The sequence below is a fragment of the Coraliomargarita sinensis genome, assembly GCF_003185655.1.
Taxonomy (GTDB): Bacteria; Verrucomicrobiota; Verrucomicrobiia; order Opitutales; family Coraliomargaritaceae; genus Coraliomargarita_B; species Coraliomargarita_B sinensis.
In genome coordinates this window covers 351,956-374,801 of record NZ_QHJQ01000003.1, presented here as the reverse complement: position 1 = coordinate 374,801, position 22,846 = coordinate 351,956, and the positions used below count along the sequence as shown (strand labels likewise).

At 55.9% G+C, this 22,846-nt stretch carries 23 protein-coding genes; 14 read left to right on the top strand and 9 right to left on the bottom strand.

Annotated elements, in window-relative coordinates:
* Positions 1 to 5: 5 nt before the first annotated feature.
* Complete coding sequence (locus DDZ13_RS06205) at positions 6 to 1,166, bottom strand: DegT/DnrJ/EryC1/StrS family aminotransferase (RefSeq protein WP_110130564.1); 1,161 nt, start codon at positions 1,164 to 1,166, stop codon at positions 6 to 8.
* Between the two features lie 218 nt (positions 1,167 to 1,384).
* Between DDZ13_RS06205 and DDZ13_RS06200 the strand changes: the two genes are divergently transcribed.
* From DDZ13_RS06200 to DDZ13_RS06190, 3 genes are all read left to right on the top strand, one after another.
* Positions 1,385 to 2,194 (top strand): ABC transporter ATP-binding protein, encoded by an 810-nt coding sequence (locus DDZ13_RS06200; protein ID WP_110130563.1) that lies wholly within the window; start codon positions 1,385 to 1,387, stop codon positions 2,192 to 2,194.
* 63 nt (positions 2,195 to 2,257) lie between these two features.
* Positions 2,258 to 2,773, top strand: a complete 516-nt coding sequence (locus tag DDZ13_RS06195; RefSeq protein WP_110130562.1) for a hypothetical protein — start codon at positions 2,258 to 2,260, stop codon at positions 2,771 to 2,773.
* A gap of 65 nt (positions 2,774 to 2,838) precedes the next feature.
* Positions 2,839 to 3,672 carry a hypothetical protein gene (locus DDZ13_RS06190; protein WP_110130561.1) on the top strand — a complete coding sequence of 278 codons (834 nt, stop codon included), beginning with the start codon at positions 2,839 to 2,841 and terminating at the stop codon, positions 3,670 to 3,672.
* Here DDZ13_RS06190 and DDZ13_RS06185 read toward each other — a convergent pair.
* From DDZ13_RS06185 to leuS, 4 genes are read right to left on the bottom strand one after another with little or no spacing between them, the layout of a single operon-like run.
* Positions 3,669 to 4,172 carry a type II secretion system protein gene (locus DDZ13_RS06185; protein WP_110130560.1) on the bottom strand — a complete coding sequence of 168 codons (504 nt, stop codon included), beginning with the start codon at positions 4,170 to 4,172 and terminating at the stop codon, positions 3,669 to 3,671. The genes DDZ13_RS06190 and DDZ13_RS06185 overlap by 4 nt on opposite strands.
* A 44-nt stretch (positions 4,173 to 4,216) precedes the next feature.
* Positions 4,217 to 5,077: an LpxI family protein gene (locus tag DDZ13_RS06180; RefSeq protein WP_110130559.1), complete on the bottom strand. Its 861-nt coding sequence runs from the start codon at positions 5,075 to 5,077 to the stop codon at positions 4,217 to 4,219.
* The gene (locus DDZ13_RS06175; protein ID WP_110130558.1) at positions 5,077 to 5,895 is read right to left on the bottom strand and encodes a FecR family protein; all 819 of its coding nucleotides are present in this window, start codon (positions 5,893 to 5,895) and stop codon (positions 5,077 to 5,079) included. The genes DDZ13_RS06180 and DDZ13_RS06175 overlap by 1 nt, the downstream gene beginning before the upstream one ends.
* 2 nt (positions 5,896 to 5,897) lie before the next feature.
* Positions 5,898 to 8,459 (bottom strand): leucine--tRNA ligase, encoded by a 2,562-nt coding sequence (leuS, locus tag DDZ13_RS06170; RefSeq protein ID WP_110130557.1) that lies wholly within the window; start codon positions 8,457 to 8,459, stop codon positions 5,898 to 5,900.
* A 149-nt stretch (positions 8,460 to 8,608) separates the two neighbouring features.
* On the opposite strand from leuS, the gene DDZ13_RS06165 reads away from it, so the two are divergent.
* From DDZ13_RS06165 to DDZ13_RS06115, 11 genes are all read left to right on the top strand, one after another.
* The gene (locus DDZ13_RS06165) at positions 8,609 to 9,112 is read left to right on the top strand and encodes a hypothetical protein (protein ID WP_110130556.1); all 504 of its coding nucleotides are present in this window, start codon (positions 8,609 to 8,611) and stop codon (positions 9,110 to 9,112) included.
* Positions 9,113 to 9,248: 136 nt separating this feature from the next.
* Positions 9,249 to 11,591, top strand: coding sequence for a hydrogen gas-evolving membrane-bound hydrogenase subunit E (mbhE, locus tag DDZ13_RS06160; protein WP_110130555.1), 2,343 nt, complete (start codon positions 9,249 to 9,251; stop codon positions 11,589 to 11,591).
* A complete protein-coding gene (locus DDZ13_RS06155; RefSeq protein WP_110130554.1) occupies positions 11,588 to 12,031 on the top strand; it encodes an MnhB domain-containing protein in 444 nt (147 codons plus the stop codon). The genes mbhE and DDZ13_RS06155 overlap by 4 nt, the downstream gene beginning before the upstream one ends.
* 2 nt (positions 12,032 to 12,033) lie before the next feature.
* Positions 12,034 to 12,381, top strand: a complete 348-nt coding sequence (locus tag DDZ13_RS06150; protein WP_110130553.1) for an NADH-quinone oxidoreductase subunit K — start codon at positions 12,034 to 12,036, stop codon at positions 12,379 to 12,381.
* Positions 12,378 to 13,892, top strand: a complete 1,515-nt coding sequence (locus DDZ13_RS06145) for a Na+/H+ antiporter subunit D (RefSeq protein WP_233246098.1) — start codon at positions 12,378 to 12,380, stop codon at positions 13,890 to 13,892. The genes DDZ13_RS06150 and DDZ13_RS06145 overlap by 4 nt, the downstream gene beginning before the upstream one ends.
* A complete protein-coding gene (locus tag DDZ13_RS06140; protein ID WP_110130551.1) occupies positions 13,889 to 14,215 on the top strand; it encodes a Na+/H+ antiporter subunit E in 327 nt (108 codons plus the stop codon). Before DDZ13_RS06145 ends, DDZ13_RS06140 begins: the two co-directional genes overlap by 4 nt.
* Positions 14,216 to 14,225: 10 nt before the next feature.
* Entirely contained in the window at positions 14,226 to 14,495 is a 270-nt protein-coding gene (locus tag DDZ13_RS06135) for an MrpF/PhaF family protein (RefSeq protein ID WP_110130550.1), read from the top strand.
* Positions 14,492 to 14,839 (top strand): monovalent cation/H(+) antiporter subunit G, encoded by a 348-nt coding sequence (gene mnhG, locus DDZ13_RS06130; protein ID WP_110130549.1) that lies wholly within the window; start codon positions 14,492 to 14,494, stop codon positions 14,837 to 14,839. The genes DDZ13_RS06135 and mnhG overlap by 4 nt, the downstream gene beginning before the upstream one ends.
* Before the next feature lie 79 nt (positions 14,840 to 14,918).
* Positions 14,919 to 16,520: a putative Na+/H+ antiporter gene (locus DDZ13_RS06125; RefSeq protein ID WP_233246097.1), complete on the top strand. Its 1,602-nt coding sequence runs from the start codon at positions 14,919 to 14,921 to the stop codon at positions 16,518 to 16,520.
* A 10-nt stretch (positions 16,521 to 16,530) separates the two neighbouring features.
* A complete protein-coding gene (locus tag DDZ13_RS06120) occupies positions 16,531 to 16,881 on the top strand; it encodes a hypothetical protein (protein ID WP_110130548.1) in 351 nt (116 codons plus the stop codon).
* 17 nt (positions 16,882 to 16,898) lie between these two features.
* A complete protein-coding gene (locus DDZ13_RS06115) occupies positions 16,899 to 17,360 on the top strand; it encodes a DUF6314 family protein (RefSeq protein WP_146209265.1) in 462 nt (153 codons plus the stop codon).
* A 62-nt stretch (positions 17,361 to 17,422) separates the two neighbouring features.
* Here the strand turns inward: DDZ13_RS06115 and DDZ13_RS06110 are convergent, their stop codons facing one another.
* From DDZ13_RS06110 to DDZ13_RS06095, 4 genes are all read right to left on the bottom strand, one after another.
* Positions 17,423 to 18,289 (bottom strand): EamA family transporter, encoded by an 867-nt coding sequence (locus DDZ13_RS06110; RefSeq protein ID WP_110130546.1) that lies wholly within the window; start codon positions 18,287 to 18,289, stop codon positions 17,423 to 17,425.
* Positions 18,290 to 18,421: 132 nt separating this feature from the next.
* A complete protein-coding gene (locus tag DDZ13_RS06105) occupies positions 18,422 to 20,287 on the bottom strand; it encodes a TonB-dependent receptor plug domain-containing protein (RefSeq protein WP_110130545.1) in 1,866 nt (621 codons plus the stop codon).
* A 170-nt stretch (positions 20,288 to 20,457) separates the two neighbouring features.
* The gene (locus DDZ13_RS06100; RefSeq protein ID WP_199221063.1) at positions 20,458 to 20,925 is read right to left on the bottom strand and encodes a hypothetical protein; all 468 of its coding nucleotides are present in this window, start codon (positions 20,923 to 20,925) and stop codon (positions 20,458 to 20,460) included.
* Between the two features lie 317 nt (positions 20,926 to 21,242).
* On the bottom strand, positions 21,243 to 22,742 hold the full coding sequence (locus DDZ13_RS06095; RefSeq protein WP_110130544.1) for an MFS transporter: 1,500 nt from the start codon (positions 22,740 to 22,742) through the stop codon (positions 21,243 to 21,245).
* Positions 22,743 to 22,846 lie beyond the last annotated feature (104 nt).

Sequence of the window (22,846 nt, the reverse complement as noted above, 5' to 3'; positions counted from 1 at the left end):
GCTGTCTAAGCATAAAAATCTGCGATGACTTCGACCACACGCTCAATCATCTTCGGGCTTAAGTCCGGATAGATCGGCAGGGCCAGGCTCATGGCGGCAGCCCGTTCGGCATGGGGAAAGTCCCCTTTGGAATAAGCGAGCAAGCGAAAACACTCCTGCTCGTGCAGGGCAAGGGGATAGTAAATCTCGCAGCCCACATCGTTGGCTTTGAGGTGGGCCATCAGTGCATCGCGTTCTTCCGAATAGATAACATACTGATTATAGATGTGGTAGTTGCCTTCGCGCTCGCTCGGCAGAACGATGCCGCGCTCAAGGGAACTGTCGAGCTGGGTAACCTCGCGATTCAGGCCGGCCTCTTCGAATCGCTGACGGTAGAGTGCCGCATTTTCGCGCCGCTGTTCGTGCCAACGGTCCAGGTGCTGGAGTTTTACGTTCAGTACGGCCGCCTGCAGCGCGTCGAGCCGGAAATTGCCGCCGACCCTGGCGTGGTAGTATTTTGGCTCCATGCCGTGGTTGCGCAATTGTTGTGAGATGGATGCGTAGTCCGCATCGTCTGTCACCACCATGCCGCCGTCGCCAAAGCCACCCAGATTCTTGGTGGGGAAAAAGGAGAGGCAGCCGATGTGCCCGAAGGAACAGGCCGGGCGCCCGTTCTGTTTCGCGCCGATCGCCTGCGCGGCGTCCTCGATCACGAGCAGATCATGCTCGCGGGCCAGTCGATTGATCGACTGCATGGGGGCCATTTGCCCGAAAAGATGAACCGGCGCGATGGCCCTCGTCTTCGGTGTGATGGCAGCCTCGATTCTGGAGACGTCCAGATTGAAGCTGTCCGGCTCAATATCGACAAAAACCGGTTTTGCGCCGAGTCGGACAATCGAGCCGACCGTACCAAAGAAAGTGTAGGGGGTGGTGATGACCTCGTCGCCCTCACCGATCCCCATCGCCATCATGGCCACGATGAGGGCATCGGTTCCCGAAGAGACTCCGATGGCGTGTTTGACCCCGCAATAATCCGCGATGCCGTGCTCAAAGCATTCCACTTCAGGTCCGAGAATGAAATATTGCGATTTGACGACTTCTGAGACCGCAGCATTCAGGTCTGCCGCCAGTGCCTCGTATTGTGGCTTCAGGTCGAGTAAAGGAACTTTGATGGTGGATTCGCTCATTATTCTAAAACCCTTCATTCTCTGGCCTTCGTGGAAATAGTCTAGCCTCGATCTGGACGGGGCCAAGTCTTCCACCTGTAAGAAAGGCAAAGCAAAACAATAGTCGTCAGAAAAATGCACTCATGCCCGGGCAATACCTACAAATCAGCTGTCCGGTACGAATGCGTCGTAAATTATTTTGCTAAAGATCAATTCATCTCTACAAGTTCTCAACATTAATGGAGGAAGCAAAAACAGATTCAGGCGCACTGCTTGAGGTATACGACTTGAAGGTGTATTTCCCGATTCTGGGGGGCGTTTTGCAGCGAACCGTGGACCAGGTGAAGGCGGTCGATGGAGTCAGTTTTACTGTGCCGAGAGGGAAAACAGTCGGGCTGGTAGGAGAGAGCGGCAGTGGCAAGACCACGACAGGCCGTGCCATTGCCAAACTCGTTCCGGTCACCGAGGGCAGAATTTATTACGAAGGCGTTGAATTGACTGCGATGAACAGCAGCCAGTTTCAAAGTTACCGTAAAAGGATGCAGGTTATTTTTCAGGATCCCTTCGGTTCGTTGAACCCGCGAATGACGATCTACAGCATCATCGCGGAGCCTCTCGACATCCATTTCGGGGACTGGTCGCGCAGTCAGAAGCAGGACCGTGTGGCGGAACTGCTGAAACGGGTCGGCCTTGAGCCTGATTACATGCAGCGGTACCCTCACCAATTCAGTGGAGGGCAGCGGCAACGTATCGGTATTGCCCGGGCCCTCGCGGTGGAGCCGGAGTTTATCATTTGCGACGAACCGGTCAGCGCGCTCGATGTTTCGGTGCAGGCACAGATCGTGAATTTATTGCAGGATCTACAGGAGGAGTATGGCTTAACTTATCTCTTCATTGCCCATGATCTTGCCGTGGTGGAGCATATCAGCGATGATGTTCTTGTGATGTCAGAAGGGAAGATTGTGGAACAGGCCAGCGCTGAAGCGATCTACAACCATCCTCAGCATCCATATACCAGAAAACTCTTGGACGCTGTGCCCCAGCTCTAGCGTCTCAATTAATCAATTTTAAGCCGCTCGACAAATAAAGCGTTTTGCGCGAGAATATGAAAAATGGACGACTTTGATACTTTTAAGGCGTCGCGGGAAAAAATAGATCCTACATCACGGAAGTTTTCCAAGCGGCAGTGGCAGAAAGCCTACGCGGCCTACCGGAGTTCACGTGAACGGGTGGTGGAGAAAAGTTCCGCGAAATCAAGCGATTCATCCAAGCGGCACAGAAGCCGGGGGAAGAGTCGTTCCAGTCACCATGCGTCGAGTCATAATCCGGTGCTGAATCTGAGGAATGAAGTACGGCAAAATTCCGCTTACGGTGATTTGCGTCTCATGGTCGATTTGCTTGCATGGGTGGCGATCGCCGTGGTTGTACTGGTGGGAGGGGTCAAGCTGACCTTGCTCACGGATGGTATTGCACTGGTCGCTCTGCTCAACACATCAGCAAAAGTGATAGCGATCGTGGTTCTTCGTTTGCTCGGCCACGTTGTAATCGATATTCCCGATATCGCTTTGTACAGCCGAGTTCAGAAGGATGCGAAGGCGGCAAGCGAGGCAGCTGACACCGGGGAGTGAGTGTCCCGAACTAATAGCTTGTCAAGACGGGACGATTTTCCCTTTCTGCGTTCGCCCTTTAATTTATGCCCTACGAAGTAAGAGTTTCACATATTTGTGAAGATTACACGATAAGTGATGATCACTCCGAGGCATGGACAAGAACGATTGAAAAAAGCTCCGAACTTACACGGATACTGAACCGTATTGCTATCGCGACGACCCAATTTCCGGTTGTTGATTTTCCCGAGGTTAAAATTAACTGGGACTCCCACAACGTGCAGATTCGTGCCATACGTGGCAAACTTTACTACACCGAACTTAAATCGACGAATCGCAGGGACCTGGTTGTTACGCCGGACGAAGTCATCCGCCTTTTGGAGGGGCAATCGGTCGAGCAGGCACTGCGGCACGATCCGGACGAGGATGTTTACACTCGTCCATTGACCGGAGGCAGCCTCGGGACGAAGCAATTCAAAACGGGGTTGTTGACCATTTCTATGCTGGTTTTGGCAGGATCCATTTACTACAGCTGGAAAAACCTGAGCCATCAGGTCAACCTCGTTGAAGCGCCCCATTTCGTGCCGTCCATGGGGCAGGAGGGCAAGCTCTTGAGGCAATACGCGGACGTTTATATAAGCGAGTTTCGCGAAGGAAGTACAGTGATCGAACTCACGGAAGAAGGCTTGTTCACGATTTACGAATTATGGTATTCCCCGAAGCAGGAAACTTATAATCTGGTGCCCAAAGAGAGTTATGCCGTGGCGGCAGGGCTCCACCGGGGAGAGCCTGCACTGCTGGCGGGCGAAATACACTTGTTGGAACTGAAGGGTGATAAAATTACGCTACATGGTGTCACATACACGCGCCATGGTGATCGCCTGTCTTCACTGGGCGAAGTTCTGGAAGGCGGCTACTAAAACCTGATATAGTAGCGTATATTCAGTCCGTTTAAAATAAACTGCCCGGTCGAGGTGTTGCCGTCATCCATATCGTCGTCAATCTCCCTTAGCCGTTCCGCACTAATCAGAATAGGATTAGCGGGGCTATTCACAATTTCGATGTAGGCGCTGCGGTCGGAAGGTTTTTCCTCGGTGGTGTATACCCAGCGGTAGGTGCCGCCTATCGGGCTGGGCAGCTTCCAGGTGTCGGGCATAAGCTCGGCCATACCGTCAGGAAATTGCCCGGGAATGGGCTGGGATGGCGGAAAAAATTTATTCTCCAGTTCGAAAGTTTCAAAATTCTGTTCGTAAATACGAAGATCGTTTTCAATCGTCGCGATTCTGGTACTGTCTTGCGAGCGTTTATAGGCAGGAATCGCAAGTGCGACAAGTATACCGATAACAGCAACCACGACCGCGATTTCTACCAGAGAAAAGCCAGCTTTTTGCCGGGAAAAGTCTTGTATGTGATGGGTCACCGAATGGAAGCGTGCCTATTTCAATAGGAGGGCGTCGTTGGGGGTCAAGTACGCTTATGTTGAAAGCCCAATAACTCAATCTTCATTTCCCTGGCGGTTTTGAGGAGTTGAGCCTTGTCGAGCATGATGACACGACCGGCTTCCAATGCTGCAGTCTGGATACCGCTGGCATGCATGACCTCAAGAGTGCGCTCTCCAAATACCGGAACGTCGAAGCGGTAATCCTGATTGTGTTTGACTGTTTTTACGAAAATAAGGCCATCGGTTTTGAACGTTCCCGCACGTTGTAACATCGGGTCCGTGCCTTCATAAGCTTCGACTGCGAGCACGGTACCCTTGCGTACAACGCAACCCTGACCGATATCGAGTTCACTTACGCTTTTGGCGATTTGAATCCCGTGGTCGATGTAATCGGGTTCAGCTTTTAATTTGCCCGGAGTCATCAGACCTTCACTGGCCAATTGCCCATCCAGGAAACTTCGTGCATCAAGCATCCGGATATTGAGTGCTTCGATTTCAGCGGCAATTGCCCCAAAGATGGTTTCCGCATTCTTACGCCTCAGACCGTTTAAAATTTTCAGCGCTTTCAGGTCGGGGTGAAGTCCATGGAAAAGGCGCTTGGGAGTGAGTTGCCCTGCCATCAGAGCATAGCCGCAATCCAGTTTGCGGAGTGACTTCAGCAGCTTGCCCAGTTGCCCCACCTTGATCTGGCAGTGCTCTTCCGGTGCGAAGCTATCGATCAGTTCGGCTTCCGTTTCGCCCTGAAAGGAAATCAGCCGGACCGGCAGCCCTGTCCGACGGATCTGTTCGGCGGTTATGATGGGGTAACGCCCCTTGCCGGCAATCAGACCGATCGGTCTTTGGTCATAATCACCGGGCAGGAAAACGGATGGTTGGTCACGCATTAGTTCTGGTAACTGTAGGGGCGCGGGGACTCTTTTAGCAAGGCCTCAGGATCAGCCACAAGAACCGGGCGCGGAATGGCGGCCCCGCTCTCTGGACGGACCCTGAACAGGACTCGCTCTTTGGCGTGGTGGGTTGCGTCGATGAGCAGTTTGGTCAGTGTCGCGGAGCTGTCGGATTCCGATGGCTCCTTAGCCATACGTTTAAGCTCTGCGCCCTCCTGATTCAATCGCAGCTGATTCGGGGCATGAATAAAGTTTTCTTCCTCGCTGCCCGGGGAGTAGTAGCTGACGATGCCACCGGTAATGGTGATCACGGCTTCTTCTTCGTTGTAGATCAATCGTCCGGATGCCTTGTTCGCCTCGATTCGACCGATCGGTAATTGAATCACCAACTGGGAGAGCGGGGACAAATGCTCCGCCGAAAAAGTGAGACTGCCTTCCGTTAACTGAACGGTCATTCTGGAGAAAGTTGGCTCATGCTCAGTACTCTGCTTTTCACTGGGGAAGGGGCGTTGGCGGTAGCTCTCGAAACGCACTCGTGTGTTCTCGTAGACACCCAGGGCGCTGCCATTAGAGAGCGATAAAAAGATGTGGTCGTTCGTGCCGGTGGTGATTTCCGTTCCGCTCAATGTCTCGACGGCATGCAGCTCCGCTTCGCGTTTCCTGCCGTCACCTGCGGTGATGGAAACCTCCCCCTTTGTCGTGGTGATGATTGCGAGCCCGTCATTCAACTCGTAGCCGTAGTCTTCTCCGGCCAACCGGATGGCGGCACTGAAGATGAGGCAGCTAACGAAGAGGATGCGTGAGCGGGGCACCATGGTTACACGGCGACGATATTGACGATCTTTCCGGGCACGTAAATTTCCTTCTTGATGGTTTTTCCTTCGATGAAGTTCTGCACCCGCTCGCTGCTTTTGGCGGCGGCGATGGCCTCCTCTTTCGAGTGGTCGGCGGGCAGTTCAGCGTCGCCGCGGTACTTGCCGTTCACCTGAAAAATAATCTTCACCGTGTTGGAGACGAGCTTGCTTTCATCGTGTTTGGGCCAGCCCGCTTCGACGATGCTGCCCTGGTGGCCCAGACGCTCCCAAAGCTCTTCGCCGAGGTGGGGGGCGAGTGGGGCCAGCAACTTAAGAAGCGCCTCGACCGAGGACTTCGCCACCTTGTCGCCGCTGCTGAGTTGCTTCTGGCAGATCATCATTTGCGAGATGGCGGTATTGAAGCCGAGCGCTTCGTAGTCCTCGGTTACCTTCTTGATGGTGGCGTGGAGCTCGCGAAGATTGTCTTCGCTGTCTTCTCCCTCCGTCAGGCGTGACTCGTCGGTGGCGAGTGTCCAGACGCGGCGAAGGAAGCGGGCAATGCCCTCGATGCCCTTGGTATTCCAGGGCTTCATGGCTTCAAGCGGCCCGAGGAACATGAGGTAAAGGCGGAGCGCGTCGGCGCCGTAGCCGTCGATGATGGTCTCCGGGTTGACCACGTTGCCGCGGCTCTTGGACATTTTCTCGCCGTCCTCCCCGAGGATGATGCCCTGGTGGAAGAGTTTCTTGAAGGGCTCCGGATCGCTGACCACGCCGATGTCGTAGAGCACGTGGTGCCAGAACCGGGCGTAGAGCAGGTGGAGGACGGCATGCTCGGCGCCGCCGATGTAAAGGTCGGGGGTGCCCCAGTACTTTTCCTTTTCCGGGTCGATCAGCGCTTCGCTGTTTTTCGGATCGATGTAGCGGAGGTAATACCAGCAGGAGCCGGCCCACTGCGGCATCGTATTGGTTTCGCGGATACCCTCGATCCAGCCGTCGCGGGCCTCGGTCGAGGTTTCGCCGCTTTGCGGGTCGACATAGACCTTGAGCCAGTGCTCGGCCTTGGAGAGCGGGCTCTGTCCGTCGGGGGAGGGCGTGTAGCTTTCGACTTCGGGCAGTTCCAGCGGCAGTTCGGCATCCGGCAGCGCCAGGGCAAAGCGGGTCTCGCCATCGATCTGGCAGGAGACGGGACGGTCGGCCGATTTCAGCGAGTCATCCGCCTTGGCGTAGTCGGACTCGTTCACCCAGACGATCGGGAAAGGTTCGCCCCAGTAGCGCTGACGGGAGAAGAGCCAGTCGCGGAGCTTGAAGTTGACGGTGGCCTTGCCGCGGTTCTCGGCCGCGAGCTGCTCGATGACGGCCTTCTTGGCGGACTCGGAATCTTTGCCACTTTGTTCGCCGGAATTGATCAGTTTCCCGGGGCCGGTGTAGGCAGCGGTGAGGGCGCCGCTGTCATCTTTCTCGGCGGCGCCATCATCGTCGATGACCTGGACAATCTCCAGCCCAAACTCCCTGGCGAACTCGAAGTCGCGCTCGTCGTGCGCCGGTACGGCCATGATCGCGCCGGTACCGTAGGTCATGAGCACGTAGTCGGCCACCCAGATGGGAATCTCCTTGCCGTTGACCGGATTGATAGCGGTGGCGCCGGTCCAGACGCCGGTCTTTTCCTTGGCCAGCTCGGCTCTTTCCAGGTCCGACTTGCTCTTGGCTTTTTCCACGTAAGCCTCGACTTCCGTCTTCTGTTCGCCGGTCGTGATGGTGCCCACTAGGGGATGTTCCGGAGCGACCACCATGTAGGTGGCCCCGTAAAGGGTGTCGGGGCGGGTGGTGAAGACGGTCAGTTGGGCGTCGTGACCGGCGACATCGAAGGTGACCTCGCCGCCTTCGGAGCGACCGATCCAGTTTTCCTGCAGGCGCTTGGTGGAGTCGGGCCAGTCGAGATCCTTGAGGCCGGCGATGAGGCGCTCGGCGTATTCCGTGATGCGCAGGACCCACTGGCGGATGGGGCGGCGCTCCACCGGGTAGTTGCCTCGCTCGGAGCGCGGGCCCTCGGGCGTGTTCAGCACCTCTTCATTGGCCAGCACCGTGCCCAGTTCGGGACAGAACCAGACCGGCTTCTCGTCGACGTAGGCGAGCCCCTTCTTGAAGAGCTGCTTGAAGATCCACTGGGTCCATTTGAAATAGCCGGGGTCGGTGGTATTGACCTCGCGACCCCAGTCGTAGGCGAAGCCGAGTTGGTTGAGCTGCTCGGTAAAGCGGGCCACATTCTGCTTGGTGGTCACGCTCGGGTGCGTGCCGGTCTTGATGGCATATTGCTCCGTGGGCAGGCCGAAGGCGTCCCAGCCCATGGGATGAAGCACGTTGTAGCCTTGGGCCTTCTTGAAACGCTTGAGTGCATCGCTGGCGGTGTAGCCCTCCGGGTGGCCGATATGGAGCCCCGCACCGGAAGGATAGGGGAACATGTCGAGCACGTAGAACGTGGGCTTGTCCTCGAAGTCCTTGGCCTCGTAGGTCTTGTGCCCGGCCCAGAAGGCCTGCCACTTCGGCTCAATTGCCGCGAAATCGTAATCTTTGCTTGGAGTCACCATTTTTTAAAAATGGCGGATTTAGAGGCCTCGCTACGCACCCGTCAATGGCGGAGGAACGGGAATGACTTGAATCTTGGGCGACTTTAGCCCTTAAATTGCATGCAGTGTTGCACTTTAGAACAGTTTTACTCTTTGCCGGACTGGTCCTGATGAGCAGTTCATTCATGGAAGCAATCCCTGGTTTCTCCGATTTGGTCGGGCGTAAGGCCGAGCGTGTGGAGGAAAAACGGGTGGAAAAAAAGTTTTGGTCGGGCAAGGAACAGTCACGCCTTCAGGATAAAACTTTTCCGATCAAGGAGTGGAACAAGCATTTTTCTTCCCTCGGATCCAAGCGTGCGCCCATCACTTTGGATGAGAAAAAAAAGAAGGAGCGCTTTGAGGTCGAGGTTCTGGACCGCAAGACCATGGACCTTGAAATGTCCAGGTGGAACGAGCGGATGGCCGACTTACACAAACGCGCCGATATCAAAATGGACAAAGAGGCCGAGTTGGTGGCCGACCGCAAACTCTACAACATGATGCTGCAGGATTCCCCGCACTACATGGAGCTGGCTGAGGAACTGTCGATGCGTGATCTCAACCGCTTCCAGTTTCGCCGGAACCGCTCTGATGACGGCGTTTCCGTGAAAAAAGCCGGCTCGGGCGACGAATAGTTTTCGATCACGAGCGCGTTGATTACGGGACTTTTCCCGTACCGCTAAAAAATTTTAGCCAGTTAGACTTGATCCGCTGGGTTGGTTGAGAACTATACGCGCTTCCACTACCAAAGAATCCACTAACCTCAGACGAATGCCTGAATTCCTCATCGCCTGCCCAGCTATTATTTTTATAGCTGCTTTCGCCGCACCTTGTCTGCGGTGTCTTCTGGGCGACCGGGTGGGTTATGTGCTCAGTGTCGCTCCGTTTGCGGCGCTTGGACTCATCCTCTCGCAGGCGGGCCCGGTGGAAAGCGGAGCGGGGGTTGCCTACAGCCTCGACTGGTTCAGCGCGCTGGGAGCTTCGCTTGATTTCCGCCTGGATGGTCTGGCCTTCCTGATGTCGATTTTGATCACCGGTATCGGTGGATTTATCGTCCTTTATGCTCAGGGCTACATGCACGGCCACCCGCAATTGGGGCGCTTTTACCTCTACCTTCTGGCCTTCATGGGTGCCATGCTCGGGCTGGTCCTGTCCGACAATTTAATCCTGCTCTTTGTTTTCTGGGAACTGACGAGTATCACTTCCTACCTCCTCATCGGTTTCAACCATGAGTCGAAGGAAGCGCGCTGGAAGGCGCTGCAGGCACTGCTCGTCACCGGGCTCGGTGCCATGGCGATGCTCGCGGGTTTTGTGCTGTTGGCTGCCGTCACCGGCACCTGGAAGATCAGCGAGATCAACAACCTCGGTGACTTGGTGCAGGCGAGCCCGTTCTACAGTGGTATCATTGTTCTGCTGTTGATCGGCGCATTTACCAAAAGTGCGCAGGTGCCCTTTCATTTTTGGCTTCCCAACGCGATGGCGGGGCCGACTCCGGTGAGTGCCTTTCTGCACTCCGCGACCATGGTCAAGGCCGGGATCTTTCTCATCGCGCGGACCAACCCGGCACTGAGTGGCAGCGGACTCTGGGAATACAGCCTGGCGATTTTCGGGAGTCTGACGCTCCTTCTGGCCATGTTCCTCGGGCTCTTCCAGAAGGATGTGAAGTCGATTCTCGCCTACACCACGCTCGGGGTGCTCGGTGTCCTTACGATGCTACTCGGCATCGGCTCGGAGTATGCCATCAAGGCGATGGTGGTATTCCTGCTCGGGCATGCCCTGTACAAGGCGACGCTCTTCATGGTCGTGGGGTCGATTGACCACGAGACCGGCACCCGGGATGTGACTTTGCTGCGCGGTCTTCGAGGGTTGATGCCGATCACCGCAATCGCCAGCGGCCTGGCCGCGCTCTCCATGTCCGGCCTCCCTCCCTTTTTCGGCTTCATCGGCAAGGAGTTGATCTACAAGGCGGGCGTCAAGCTGGACGGTATTGAGATTGTCTTTCTGGCGGCCGCGCTCGTGGGCAACCTCGTGATGATGGGCCTGGCGCTGAAAGCGGGGATCGGTCCCTTCTTCGGGAAGCCCAACCACGACGCCCTGCCCAAGAAGCCCCATGAAGCACCGTTTTCCATGTGGATCGGTCCGATCGTGCTGGCGGTGGCGGGGCTGGTCATCGGGATCATTCCTTTCTGGGTGACTGAGTTCATGGTCTCGCCGGCAGTGGCCGCCATCAAGGGAACCGAGATTGCCCACCTGGATCTGGCCCTCTGGAATCTGGTCAAGCCGAACCTGCCTCTGCTTTTGAGCGGAATCACCGTGTTGGGGGGCTTCTTCGTCTTCCTTTACCGCGCCCGCTTCTGGGCTGTGGCGGATCGCGTGCTGGCGGCCATTCGGCCCTACGGTGCGGAAGCGATGTATGAGCGCATCTTCAATGCGACGATGTGGTTCTCGAAATTCCAGACGCGCCGCCTGCAGACCGGGCGGCTGCACGACTACGTCTTCATGATCGTGGTGGTGGCGGTAGGACTTTTGCTCTGGGCGATCAATAAACACGGCGAGTGGTCGATTGCGGTCAACTGGGCGGAGTACGATACCCTCATGGTGGGCCTGACGATCATCATGACGATTGCCGCCGTGCTGGCGGTCCTCGCCAACAGCTACATTACCGTGCTCGCCTCGCTCGGGACCATCGGTTTCGGGGTGGCACTGATCTTCGCTTACTACGGCGCGCCCGACCTCGCGATTACCCAGCTCCTCGTGGAAACACTGACGGTGGTGCTCTTCATGTTCGTCATCCTGATGCTGCCCAAGTTGAAGACCTTTTCCAGCGGGGCGACCCGTCTGCGCGATATGATTGTGGCCTCGGCCTTCGGCGCCACCATTACCATTCTTCTGCTGAAGGCACTGAACATTCAGTTCAGCCCGGCAATTTCCAGCACGCTGGCTGAGATGAGTTACCCGGAAGCCAAGGGGAAGAACGTGGTCAACGTCATCCTGGTGGACTTCCGCGCCCTGGATACGCTCGGCGAGATCGTCGTGGTGGCGACGGCGGCGCTGGGCATCGCGGCTTTGGTCGCGGCGGGCCTGAAAAAGAGAAAGGGGGAAGAATCCTCATGAGGTACTTTATTCTCGCTCAAGCCGCGCGGATTCTTTTTCCGAGCCTGCTGGTGCTTTCCCTGATCGTGCTTTATCGCGGCCACAATCTTCCGGGAGGTGGGTTCATCGGCGGCCTGATGGCGGCTACGGCTTTTATTCTGGTCGGTATCAGCGAGTCGATGGACCGTGCCAAGCGCCTGCTGCGCATCGAGCCCTTCGTGCTGATGGCCTGGGGGCTGGCGACTGCGGCGGGGAGCGGCTTGCCCGGCTTGTTTACGGGGAGCGCATTCATGACCGGCCAATGGTTGCCGGGCTTTTCCCTGCCGCTGATCGGGAAGGTCCACCTGGGGACGCCACTGGTCTTTGATGTCGGTGTTTATCTCGTCGTGATTGGCTTTGCCCTGCACACGACCTTCAGCCTCGCGCAACTTTGTCACACGGAAGAGGAGGAAGAGACTTAATTATGGAAGCTTTGATCGCAGTGCTCGTCGGTGTGCTTTTCGCTGCCGGAACTTACAGCCTGATGCGGCGCAGTGTCGTCAAGCTGGTCATCGGTGTCCTGTTGATCTCGCAGGGCGCCAACCTTCTTGTCTTTACGGTGGGCGGTTTGCTGGCCGGCCGTCCCGCCCTGGTTCCTTCCGACGGCACGGTCCCCCCCGAGCCCTACGGTGATCCGCTGCCACAGGCGATGGTCCTGACGGCGATCGTGATCGGTTTCGGTCTGGCGGCCTTTCTGCTGGCGCTGGTTGCCCGCGCGCAGGAGGCGGTCGGCAGCGACGATATTAACGCATACAAAAATACGGATACGTGAGCGAGCTAAGCATACTTCTGCCTATCATGATTCCCCTGGGGGGCGCGATCGCGCTGCTCTTCGGCTACCGTTCGCTCGCCGTCCAGAAAGTAGGCGGGGTGGTCTTTTCGAGCCTGGCCTTTGCCGCTTCGCTTTATCTGCTCTATGTCACCGATTGCGCCGGTCACGTCGTTCTCCAGGTGGGGGATTGGTCCGCGCCTTTCGGGATTACGCTGGTAGCGGACCGCTTCAGCGCGGTGATGGTAGCGGTGTCCTGCTTCATGGGGGCGGCGGTTGCGGTCTATGCGCTCAGTGAGATCGACGAGTACCGTCTCCGCCGGTTCTTCTTTCCGCTCTATCTTGTCCTGATGTTTGGGGTCAACGGGGCCTTCCTCACCGGTGACCTGTTCAATCTTTATGTTTGGTTCGAGGTCATGCTGATCGCCTCGTTCGTGCTCATCTCAATGGGGGGCAAGCGCGCCGAGCTCGAGGGCGGGATGAAGTATGTCTGCCTGAACCTCTTGTCCTCGGCCATGTTCCTGGCCGGGGCGGGCATCATCTACGGGAAGACGGGCACGCTCAACATGGCGGACATCGCCCAGGTCCTCATCCACGCCCCGGACTCCGACGTGGTGATCAGCAGCTCCATGCTCCTGCTGGTTTCCTTCGGAATCAAAGCCGGTATTTTCCCCTTCTTTTTCTGGCTGCCCGCTTCCTACCACACACCACCCTCGACCGTCTCGGCCATCTTCGCCGGTCTTCTCACCAAGGTGGGGGTGTACGCGCTCTTCCGGGCCTACACCCTGATGTTCGCCCCGATTTTTGACGAGGTGCAGCCGATCATTCTGTTCTTTTCGATCATGACGATGATTACCGGTGTCCTGGGTGCGGCTTCGCACTTTGACATGCGCCGGATCCTCTCCTTCCACATCGTGAGCCAGATCGGCTACATGGTTTTGGGGCTCGCTTTCATGACACCACTCGCCCTGGCGGCGGCGATCTTCTACCTGGTGCACCACATCATTGTGAAGACGAACCTGTTTCTTGTCAGTGGGGTGGTTGTCCGCCTTAAGGGCAGTTCTGATCTGGCCAAGGTGGGCGGGCTTTGTAAGTCCGCGCCCTGGCTGGCGGCGCTCTTCTTCATCCCGGCCTTCTCGCTGGGTGGTATCCCGCCGCTTTCCGGCTTTTGGGCGAAGTTTGCCGTGGTTAAGGCCGGTCTCGAAATCGAGGCCTGGATTTCAATCACCGCCGCTTTGCTTGTCGGTGTTCTGACCCTTTATTCCATGACCAAGATTTGGGCGGAGGCTTTTTGGAAGAAACAACCTGACGAGCAGGAAACGGTGCCGACGGAGCATCCGGGACCACTGGGCTTCATGGTAGCCCCGATTGCCGTGATGGCCGTGGCCACCGTTCTGATCGGCCTCTTTGGCGAGCCGCTTTTTGAATTCTCGCAGCGGGCTTCGGCGCAACTGATGAACCCGCAGGAATATATCTCGGCTGTGCTCGGGAGCGGAATGGAGGGCCGACCATGAGCCGTATTTTTGCCACAATCGCGTTTTTGCTCTTCTACATCAAAGAGGTGGTGAAATCGAATTTCCGTGTTGCCCAGGATGTGCTGACCCCCGAGTTCGGAATGGAGCCGGGCGTCATCGCGGTGAACGTGGAAGGGATGACGGACCGCCAGCTGCTTTTTATGGCGAATTTGATCACGATGACTCCGGGAACACTCGGACTCTATGTCTCAGAGGACCATACCCGGCTCTACATCCACACCATGTATGCGGACGGTCAGATCGACGCGATGGTCACGGAACTGGAAAACGATTACGGAAGGAGAGTGCGACGTGTCTTTTGATGGACTGGAAATGCCCCTTATTATCGGCACATTGATCGGATCCCTGTTTTTGCTGGCAGCACTGGCGTTGGCGCTGGTGCGGATCGCCCGGGGGCCGACACCGTTCGACCGGGTCATTGCGCTCGACCTGATGGGGGGGATCTGCCTCTGCGTTCTGATCTACTTCGCGATCGCTTTCGACCAGCAGGTCCTACTGGATGCGGCCTTCGCCATTGCGCTGGTCAGCTTTCTCGGGACGGTGGCCTTCGCGCGTTATCTGGGAGGGAGTAGAGAAGAATGAGTTGGATTGTAGCAATATTGTTGGTGACCGGAGCGTTTTTTGCCTTTGTGGCCGCCCTGGGGGTGCATCGCTTTCCCGACTTTTACATGCGGATGCACGCCGCGACGAAGGCCGGCGCCTTCGGCGCCAGTCTTCTTTTGCTCTCGGCGGCGCTCCATTTCGGAACACTTCGTGCCGCCATTACCTCGCTGCTTATTATCGGCTTTTTCTATCTGACCACGCCGATTGCCGCGCAGACGATCGGTCAGGCTGCCTACCGGAAGAAAGTACCGCTCTGGAAGAAGACCTGCCACGATCAACTGGCAGAAGACGAACAAACCGAGTCGCCGCGCTCGGATTCGTAAATTGCTTGCCTCCGGTGGCGATGCGAGCATTCAAAAGAGCATGCTTGGGTCCCTTTTGAGATTAGCCCGTCGGGCTGGAATGGCGGTCGTATTTCTGCTGCTGCCGCTGGTTCAGCTTTCCGCCAGCCCCGGCGCTTCCGATGAATCCGAGCATTTGAATTTTCCGCTCCCACTCGAGGCCTATCAGGAGCTGCAAGTGGAACGTGCCAACGAGCTCGGAATCGCGCCGGAGGACCTGGGAATTGTTGAAATTCTGAAAGTGCGCATCGCTGCGGATCCCTTCAACCTGATTGCCACGCTTATCTTTTTCGGTGCGGTCGCGCACACCTTTCTGGCGACCAAATTCAACAAGTTGGCGCATCAATTCGAGGCGGCGCACCTCGCCCGAATTAAGAGCCATCGGAAGGTTTACGTGCAGGGAAAGGAGCCGGTTAGTTTCAGGGCCACCCTGTGCCATTTCCTGGGGGAAGTGGAGGCGATCTTCGGTATTTGGCTGATCCCCCTTCTGCTCAGTCTAGTGGTGTTGGAACCGAAGGGACTGTTAACGGCCGCGTACTACATCGACTCCCGGAATTACACGGAGCCCATGTTCGTGGTAATCATCATGGCGATCGCCTCGAGCCGTCCGGTGATTCAGTTTGCCGAAACCTGCATGCGGGGAATCGCCTCAATCGGGAGAAAGACTCCTTCGGCCTGGTGGCTGACCATTCTGATGATCGGACCGCTTCTCGGTTCATTCATCACGGAGCCCGCAGCCATGACCATCGCCGCGCTTCTGCTGGGGCAGCAGTTTTACCATCTCGATCCCTCGCCGAAATTCAAATACGCCACCCTCGGCCTGCTCTTCGTCAACATTTCAGTGGGCGGTACTCTGACTCATTTTGCGGCACCCCCGGTGCTCATGATCGTGGACACCTGGCACTGGAATCTACCCTACATGTTTACCCACTTCGGCTGGCGTGCGGTTCTCGGAGTCGCCGTCTCCACACTGGCCTACTATCTGGTTTTCAAAAAAGAATTTGTTCAGCTCGACCGGAAAGCAAAAGAGCTCGAAGCCGAATCGAAGAACGAGCCGGAGCCGGAGCCAGCTCCCTTGTGGGTGATTTTCGTTCACCTCGGCTTTGTGGCATGGACGGTGATCACGCTGCACCATCCGGCTTTCTTCATCGGAGGTTTTCTCTTCTTTCTCGCCTTCACCATGGCAACGCACCACCACCAGTTCGACATTCAGTTGAAGTCGCCCTTGCTCGTGGGCTTCTTTTTGGCGGGACTCGTCACCCACGGAGGGCTGCAGGGCTGGTGGATCTCGCCGGTCCTGAGTATGCTGGCCGAAATTCCATTGTTCATCGGCGCGACTATATTAACCGCATTCAACGACAATGCTGCGATCACTTTTCTGGCATCCCAGGTGCCGGCTTTCAGCCCCGACGACTTTCTTGCGGGGCATTGGGTTTCGAAAACCGGTAAGGCACTCGCCACCGCGCAGGGCCTGGAGTATGCGGTCGTGGCTGGGGCCGTCACGGGCGGGGGACTCACCGTGATCGCGAATGCGCCGAATCCCGCCGGACAGAGCATTCTCAGCAAATATTTCAAAGGTGGCGTGTCGCCACTCTATCTGTTGTTGGGGGCCTTGTTCCCCACCTGCGTAATGGCAGCTTGCTTTATGATTCTGGCCCATTAGAACTGAAACCATGCCTTTAGGTGGTGGATACCAGCACTCCCGGCCGGTCCGGGTTTTCAACAGCAATCCTTCCAGCAGCATTGCGGGAACCAAATCGGATGTGCGGGAAATGCAGGCGCAGGTGGATAAGCTCGAACTTGTGGTCGAGGCACTCTGGCGCCAGCTCAAGCGGCACACCGAACTGACGGATGAAGATTTGATCGAGACGGTTTCGGAGATCGATTTGGAGGACGGTCAGTACGACGGGAAAAAGGCGAAAAAGTCTTTTCGTGAATGCCCGAGTTGCCAGCGGCGGATCAACCGGAGCCATAGCAAGTGCTTCTATTGTGGTGAGGTCTTACTGGCGGATCCTTTCGGTTGATCAAGTATTTGAGGGGTGTGAGCGAGGACTCGATCAACGAGCAGGTTTTCCGTTTTCTGGAGGGCGAGTGGATCGTGCACCGCCGTTTCGAAGGGAGCTATCGTGGAAGCTTTTCGGGGAAGGCATGTTTTGCTTCCGAAGCGGACACGCCTTCGAATTATCTGTATCATGAACAGGGAGAATTGATCGACGGTGAGAATAAGCGATTCGATGCCAAACAGAGCTACCTCTATCGTTTGACCGAAGGCAAGCTGGAGGTGCTGAAGCAGGACGGCTCGGCTTGGGAAGCCATGCATGTACTTGAATTTCAGAAGCAGGAGGGCATCGCAACGGCCTCGCACGTGCATCTTTGCGGTGACGATCATTACGCCACGGTGTATCGCGTCGATTTATCCCGAGGCTGGGAGCTGAGTTATACCGTGAATGGACCGAAGAAAGACTACCGGATACATACGTTCTATTCGCGCGGCACGGGGTAGCGCGTAGAGCATTACCTTTAAGTCGATTTTATCGACGCGAGCTTGCATGTTCGTTTCGCTGGTTAGGCCGACTTCCTTTTCCCGATAAAGACGGCTGCGGTAATCAGGGCCGCACCGACCAGGAGCCGAACCAAATCGCTTGCCGATGCGCCGGAGATTTCGCCAAAGACGAACAGGGAAACGAACATGGCGAGGGGGATGAGTGCATTATTGAAAGCGGCCAGCGCGCCCGCGGAGCAAAGGGTGGCGCCCTTGTTCCAGAGGAAGAAGCCCAGGCCTGAAGCGATCGCACCCAGATATAGAATGACGCCGAATTGCACGCCGCTCGCCTCCAGGAATTTTCCTGGCTCGGGCGTTATTAAAAACGAGGCCAGCAAGGCCACTGCGGCTCCGCCGGCATAAAGGAAACCGAAAACTTCGTGGTCTTTTGCCTCCGTACGCCCCAGTCGCCAATCACGATAAGCCACCTGCCCAAAGGCAAAGGAGACACCCGAAACCTGCATTAGGGCAAAGCCGATCCAGATCGAACCTGACTCGCCGCCCTGGGCTTTGATTACGGACGCTCCGGCTACAGAAAGCATCGCGGCCAGTAGGTATCTGAAATGTAGCTCCTTTTGGCTGATATCATGTATCAGCACAACGTAGATCGGTGTGAGTACTGAAAACAGTGCAACCAGGTGGGAAGGGATGAAGCGAAAGGCCGAGAGGTAACAAATATACATGGTCCCGAATTGAACCGCACCAATGGCGGCCAGATGCAACTGTTCGGCGACGGAAACTTGTTTTGGGCGCAGAAGCGGCAGAAAGACGAGTAGGGCGGTCGCCAGCCGTGCCCCGGCGATCATCATCGGATCGATCCCCTGCAGAACCTGACCGATCAATCCAAAGGAAAAGGCCCAGATCAGCGTCGTGATGAAGAGGTAGAGCATTTTATTTTAGAGAATAGACTGTGTCTTCGAGCTATTATTTTATGAAGTCAATGGATGGTGGGGAGGGCCGCCCACAGTGTTCCGCGACTTGGGGTCGGGCGCGGGCCTCTGGGGAAGCCTCCCCACCGAAAGCTACCAACTGAAGCGCACGCCACCCGAATATTGGTCGCCACGTCCGGGCGTGCCGGGCACATCCTCGAAGTCCTCCTCCCAGACATTATCGCCTGCTAAAAAGATTTCCAGACCTTCAACTTGCGGAGGGTAAAAGCTGACGCCGATGTGAGTGAAGAGGGCGCTGTCGTCGCCGTTGCGAAGGTCGTTTTCTCTCTGATCACGCCACTCATTGTCGATGCGAAACTCGAACCAATTCACCGGACGCCAAATACCGCCCAGGGTCACCCGGTGCTGGGCAAAATTGAGGGCATAGAAGCTGGCATCGACTGCTGCGGAGCCATAATCCTCATCCTTGTGCAGATAGGTGTAGCTGCCGATCAACTCGACGTCCCCGATTTGTCGGGTGGCAATGAGTTCGAAGCCCAGCGTCTCAATATCCACCGGGTTTGCGGCACGAACGTAAAAGGTGGGTGACGTGCTGTCGTAAGTCCAGTCGGTCAGATCGTCATCCCAACGGTAAAACAATGCCGCGTTCAAGCTCCAAGCGCCTTCCTCGATGGTCGTTCCCATCTCCAGATTCTTGCTCGTTTCCGTATCCAGCTCTGGATTGCCACGAAAGAGGCCACTCCCGGTTGGGCCTCCCACTGCTGTGTAACCGCTGACTTGGCTGTTTTCTGCATAGGAGAGATAGATGCTTTGAGAATCACCGTTTTCTTCGATGTGTTTCCAGGTAATATCGCCAAGCGGAGAAAATTCGGATTCATTACGATTCGTATCGAAGTAGCTCAAGCCAGCACGCAGGATCAGGCTCTGGCCGGAACCGAGCGATACGCTATATTCCGGAACTAAGCTGATTTTTTGATAACTGCGTGATGTGAAACTGTTTTCCAGATTCGTGGATTCAATCTCATCCGCCGAGAATTGCCCTGAGTAGTTCAGAGAAAGTGAGTCATTCAATCTGTGTTTTCCGGAAATAGCCCCGGTGGTGACCTCAGTGTCATGAACAAAACTGCGGTCGCTTGGGATATTACGATCATAGAGATAATGATCTGAATTGTCCCGATGGTAGGCGGTCGCTTCAAACCAACTGTTTTCACCATAATTCTGTTTATGACTTACCATGAAAAGCCGCGTCTTGAGGTTTTCCGTTTCAAACGACCCAAATGGGGCGGCATACATGGCAAACCATCCGAAAAATTTCTCCTGATAACCAGCAAAGAAGTCGGTTTGTGAGTTCGGCCCGACCAACTGGACGCGTCCGGAACAGCGATAGAAATCGTGGTCGCCGAATTTAATCGTGCCGTCGCTTTCAGAGCGTGAATACTCCGCTTCGACGCCGAGGCTCCATTCTCCGGAGTCACCCAGCGGCGTCATCCAGCCCTGGTGCAAACGCTGGAAATTCAGATTGTGGTCACCTGCACCAGCGGTGGCGCTCCCGCCGGTTTCAATTTCGGACCAGCCGTAGCTGATGGTGCCGACTGTGCTGTTGAAGCCGTAAAGTGCGTTGTCCGCACCGGTAAAGACCTGATACGGCTCCAGCATTTCCGGTGCAATCGGCAGTTCCGCAAAATAGTGGCCAGTTTGCGGATCGATCAGGGTGGCGCTGCCCACTCGGATACCTGTATTTTCAAAAATACCACCCCGAATGGTGATGTCGCCCTGAGCTTCCGCCATGTTGCGGGACTGTAGGTCGATTCGAGGGTCAAACTCCAGGTTTGAGACCGCTGTCGTGTAGGTGGCAGCGGATCGTTCGTTGGCGGTTTCCTGGCTTTGCAGCACGAGGGTCGGCAGCACGATGGATTTGCTGACGTTCTTGACTTCTTCTGCATGGGCAAGCACGGCAGCTGCGAGGCAGGAAAGAATGGCGGGCGATGCTTTCTTCATATGCAAGCAACCGAAAAACAAGCTTTGACCGCCGGATCAATAGTTAAGTTAAAATTAAATTATCTTAACAATGGGGCTAGATGTTGGTGCCCGTCAGTAGTGGGCACAGCATATCCGGCATTTTGAACTGATTTCGACGGTTGGAGGTATGCCCTAAGCTGCCGGGTGGCTTAGTCGCAGGGCAGGACCGGATCGTTGGCGAAAAACGCCTTCAGTTTGGAGGCCGCCAGCTTTTTCTCTCTCTCGGTCAGTGGTTGATACTTGCGTGTATAGTTCCATCCGTAGCCCCAGCGATACCAATTCTTGAAATAGGGGCTGCCGCCCATGCGCACGCCAAGATACATGGCTTCGGCCAGTTCGGCATTGCCGGTGGTTTCCAAAACGCAGTCCCGCAGAGCTTCGTCGGCGGCCAGGCGCTCGGCTTCTGTGCCGCCCTTCCAGTAGGCAATATCATGCGCCAGGCAGCAGTCGCACCAGTCGTCGGCATTAATCAGGGAGCTGTCGGGGAAAAGTGAACAGCCGTCACTCTTAAAATCGCTCAACTCGCCGTCAGGCTTGAAGGGGATGATGTGGTAAAGGACGCTGCAAAAAGTCAGAATGACAAGAACGGACAGGACGATTTTTAAACGGATCTTCATTGAAGTGGTGAGGAGAGGGGACTTCAAAGTAGGTACCGAGCCTGGAATTGATTCAAGTTATGTTCGGAGAATATCATGACCCGTTTTGTTGTTTTCTTGTTATCCTGTGCGATTTTGTTTTTGGAGGCTCCGCTTGCGAATGCCATTCTTTGCCAGTGGAAAGCACGGGTTTTCGAAGCGACTGCGCGGGGAGCGTCAGTGGGTTGGTTTGAATAATTTCTACGACGTCGCTTTAGTGCGACACCGCGGCATGCGTAAGGGCAGCCTCTACGTTCACCGGTTGTTCGGCTCACGCATGGTGTCACGCGAGTCCAACATTAAGCGGCCCTGCGTCGAGCATGCACCAGGCGCGTCAGGCAAGCGTAGGCTGCAATCACAATAAAGCAGAGGCAGGGAAGATAGAACGAGCCGCGCGTGGCATCGACCCCCATGAAAGTCTCCATATCCATAATGCCGCCTTGCAGGCGCGGCATGAAGGCCCCGCCGACGATAGCGAGAATCAAACCGGCCGAAGCGATCTTCGCATCCGGCCCCAGCCCTTCGAGTGCGATACCATAGATCGTCGGGAACATGAGCGACATGCAGGCGGAAATTGCCATCAGGCTGTAGAGCCCAGCCATGCCTTCGAGATAAATTGCGCCAAGTGTGGCGCCGATTGCGGCCGACGAAAGGGTCAGGAGCAAGGCACCCGGGCTGATATATTTCAGGAAAAAGGTGCAGATGAAGCGGCTGCTCAGAAAAACGACCATGGCCCCGATATTGTGGTTTTGGGCGGTGGCTTTATCCATGCCCAATTCGTTTTGCGCGTATTGGATGATGAAGGTCCAGCACATGATCTGCGCACCCACATAAAAGGTCTGCGCGACCACGCCGCCGAGGTAGAGAGGGTTCTTGAAAAGTCGTCCCAGAATTTCCCCCAGACTGGAGTCCTCCCGGTGGTCACCCACCGACGCTGTGTGGGGCAGCTTACTGACGAGAAACACGACCAGCACGCCGATGACGACAAATCCGATGATCATGTAGGGGGTTGATACGATTTTCAGATCATGATCCTGCAACTCGCGATGGGTTTTGCCCATAAAAGTCTCGAGTTCGCCGTCCTTGTAGTCGGCAAGGGCCGCGTCCAGGCTCTTTTCAGGGTTGTTCGCGACGTATTCTGCCATGACAGGGTCCTTCACCCGCTCTTTCGGTGTGGACTGAAAAATGGGCAGAACATTGTATTCGACTGTCTCCACCTGTTGTGTCCCCTGATCGCTATGATAACCGGCAAAGTCGGTGCGGAAGTCCTCTACCTGCAGGTTGGAGAGGATAAAGATACTGGCGACGGTCATCCCGGTCAGCGAGCCCATGGGATTGAAGGCTTGGGCAAGATTGAGGCGCCGGGTCGCGGTTTCCTCCGGTCCCATGGAAAGAACGTAGGGGTTTGCTGTTGTCTCGAGGAAGGCGAGGCCGAAGGTCAGAATATAGAGGGCGGCCAGAAAGAGGTTGAAGCTGGCCATGGAAGCGGCCGGTACACAAATCAGGGCGCCGGTTGCGTATAGAATAAGCCCCAGTACGATACCGGACTTGTAGGAGAACTTTCGGATAAAGAGCGCCGCCGGAATCGCCATCGTACCGTAGCCGCCGTAGAAAGCCATCTGCACCCAACTGCTCTGGGCGTTGTTGATCACGAAGACGTCCTTGAACGCGGCGACCAGTGGGTTGGTGATGTCATTGGCAAACCCCCAAAGCGCAAAAAGGGAAGTAACCAGGATGAAAGGGAAAACCATGCCGGCCCCGATAAGGCGTGCATCTTTTTTATCAGTTGGAGTATTCATATGGGGTTAATAAAAATCAGCAAAACGAATGAGTTCCCATCCAATGCTTTGCAAAACAATTTACTGCGACAGCTTGAGAAAACGGTCATTTCCTAATCGTTCAT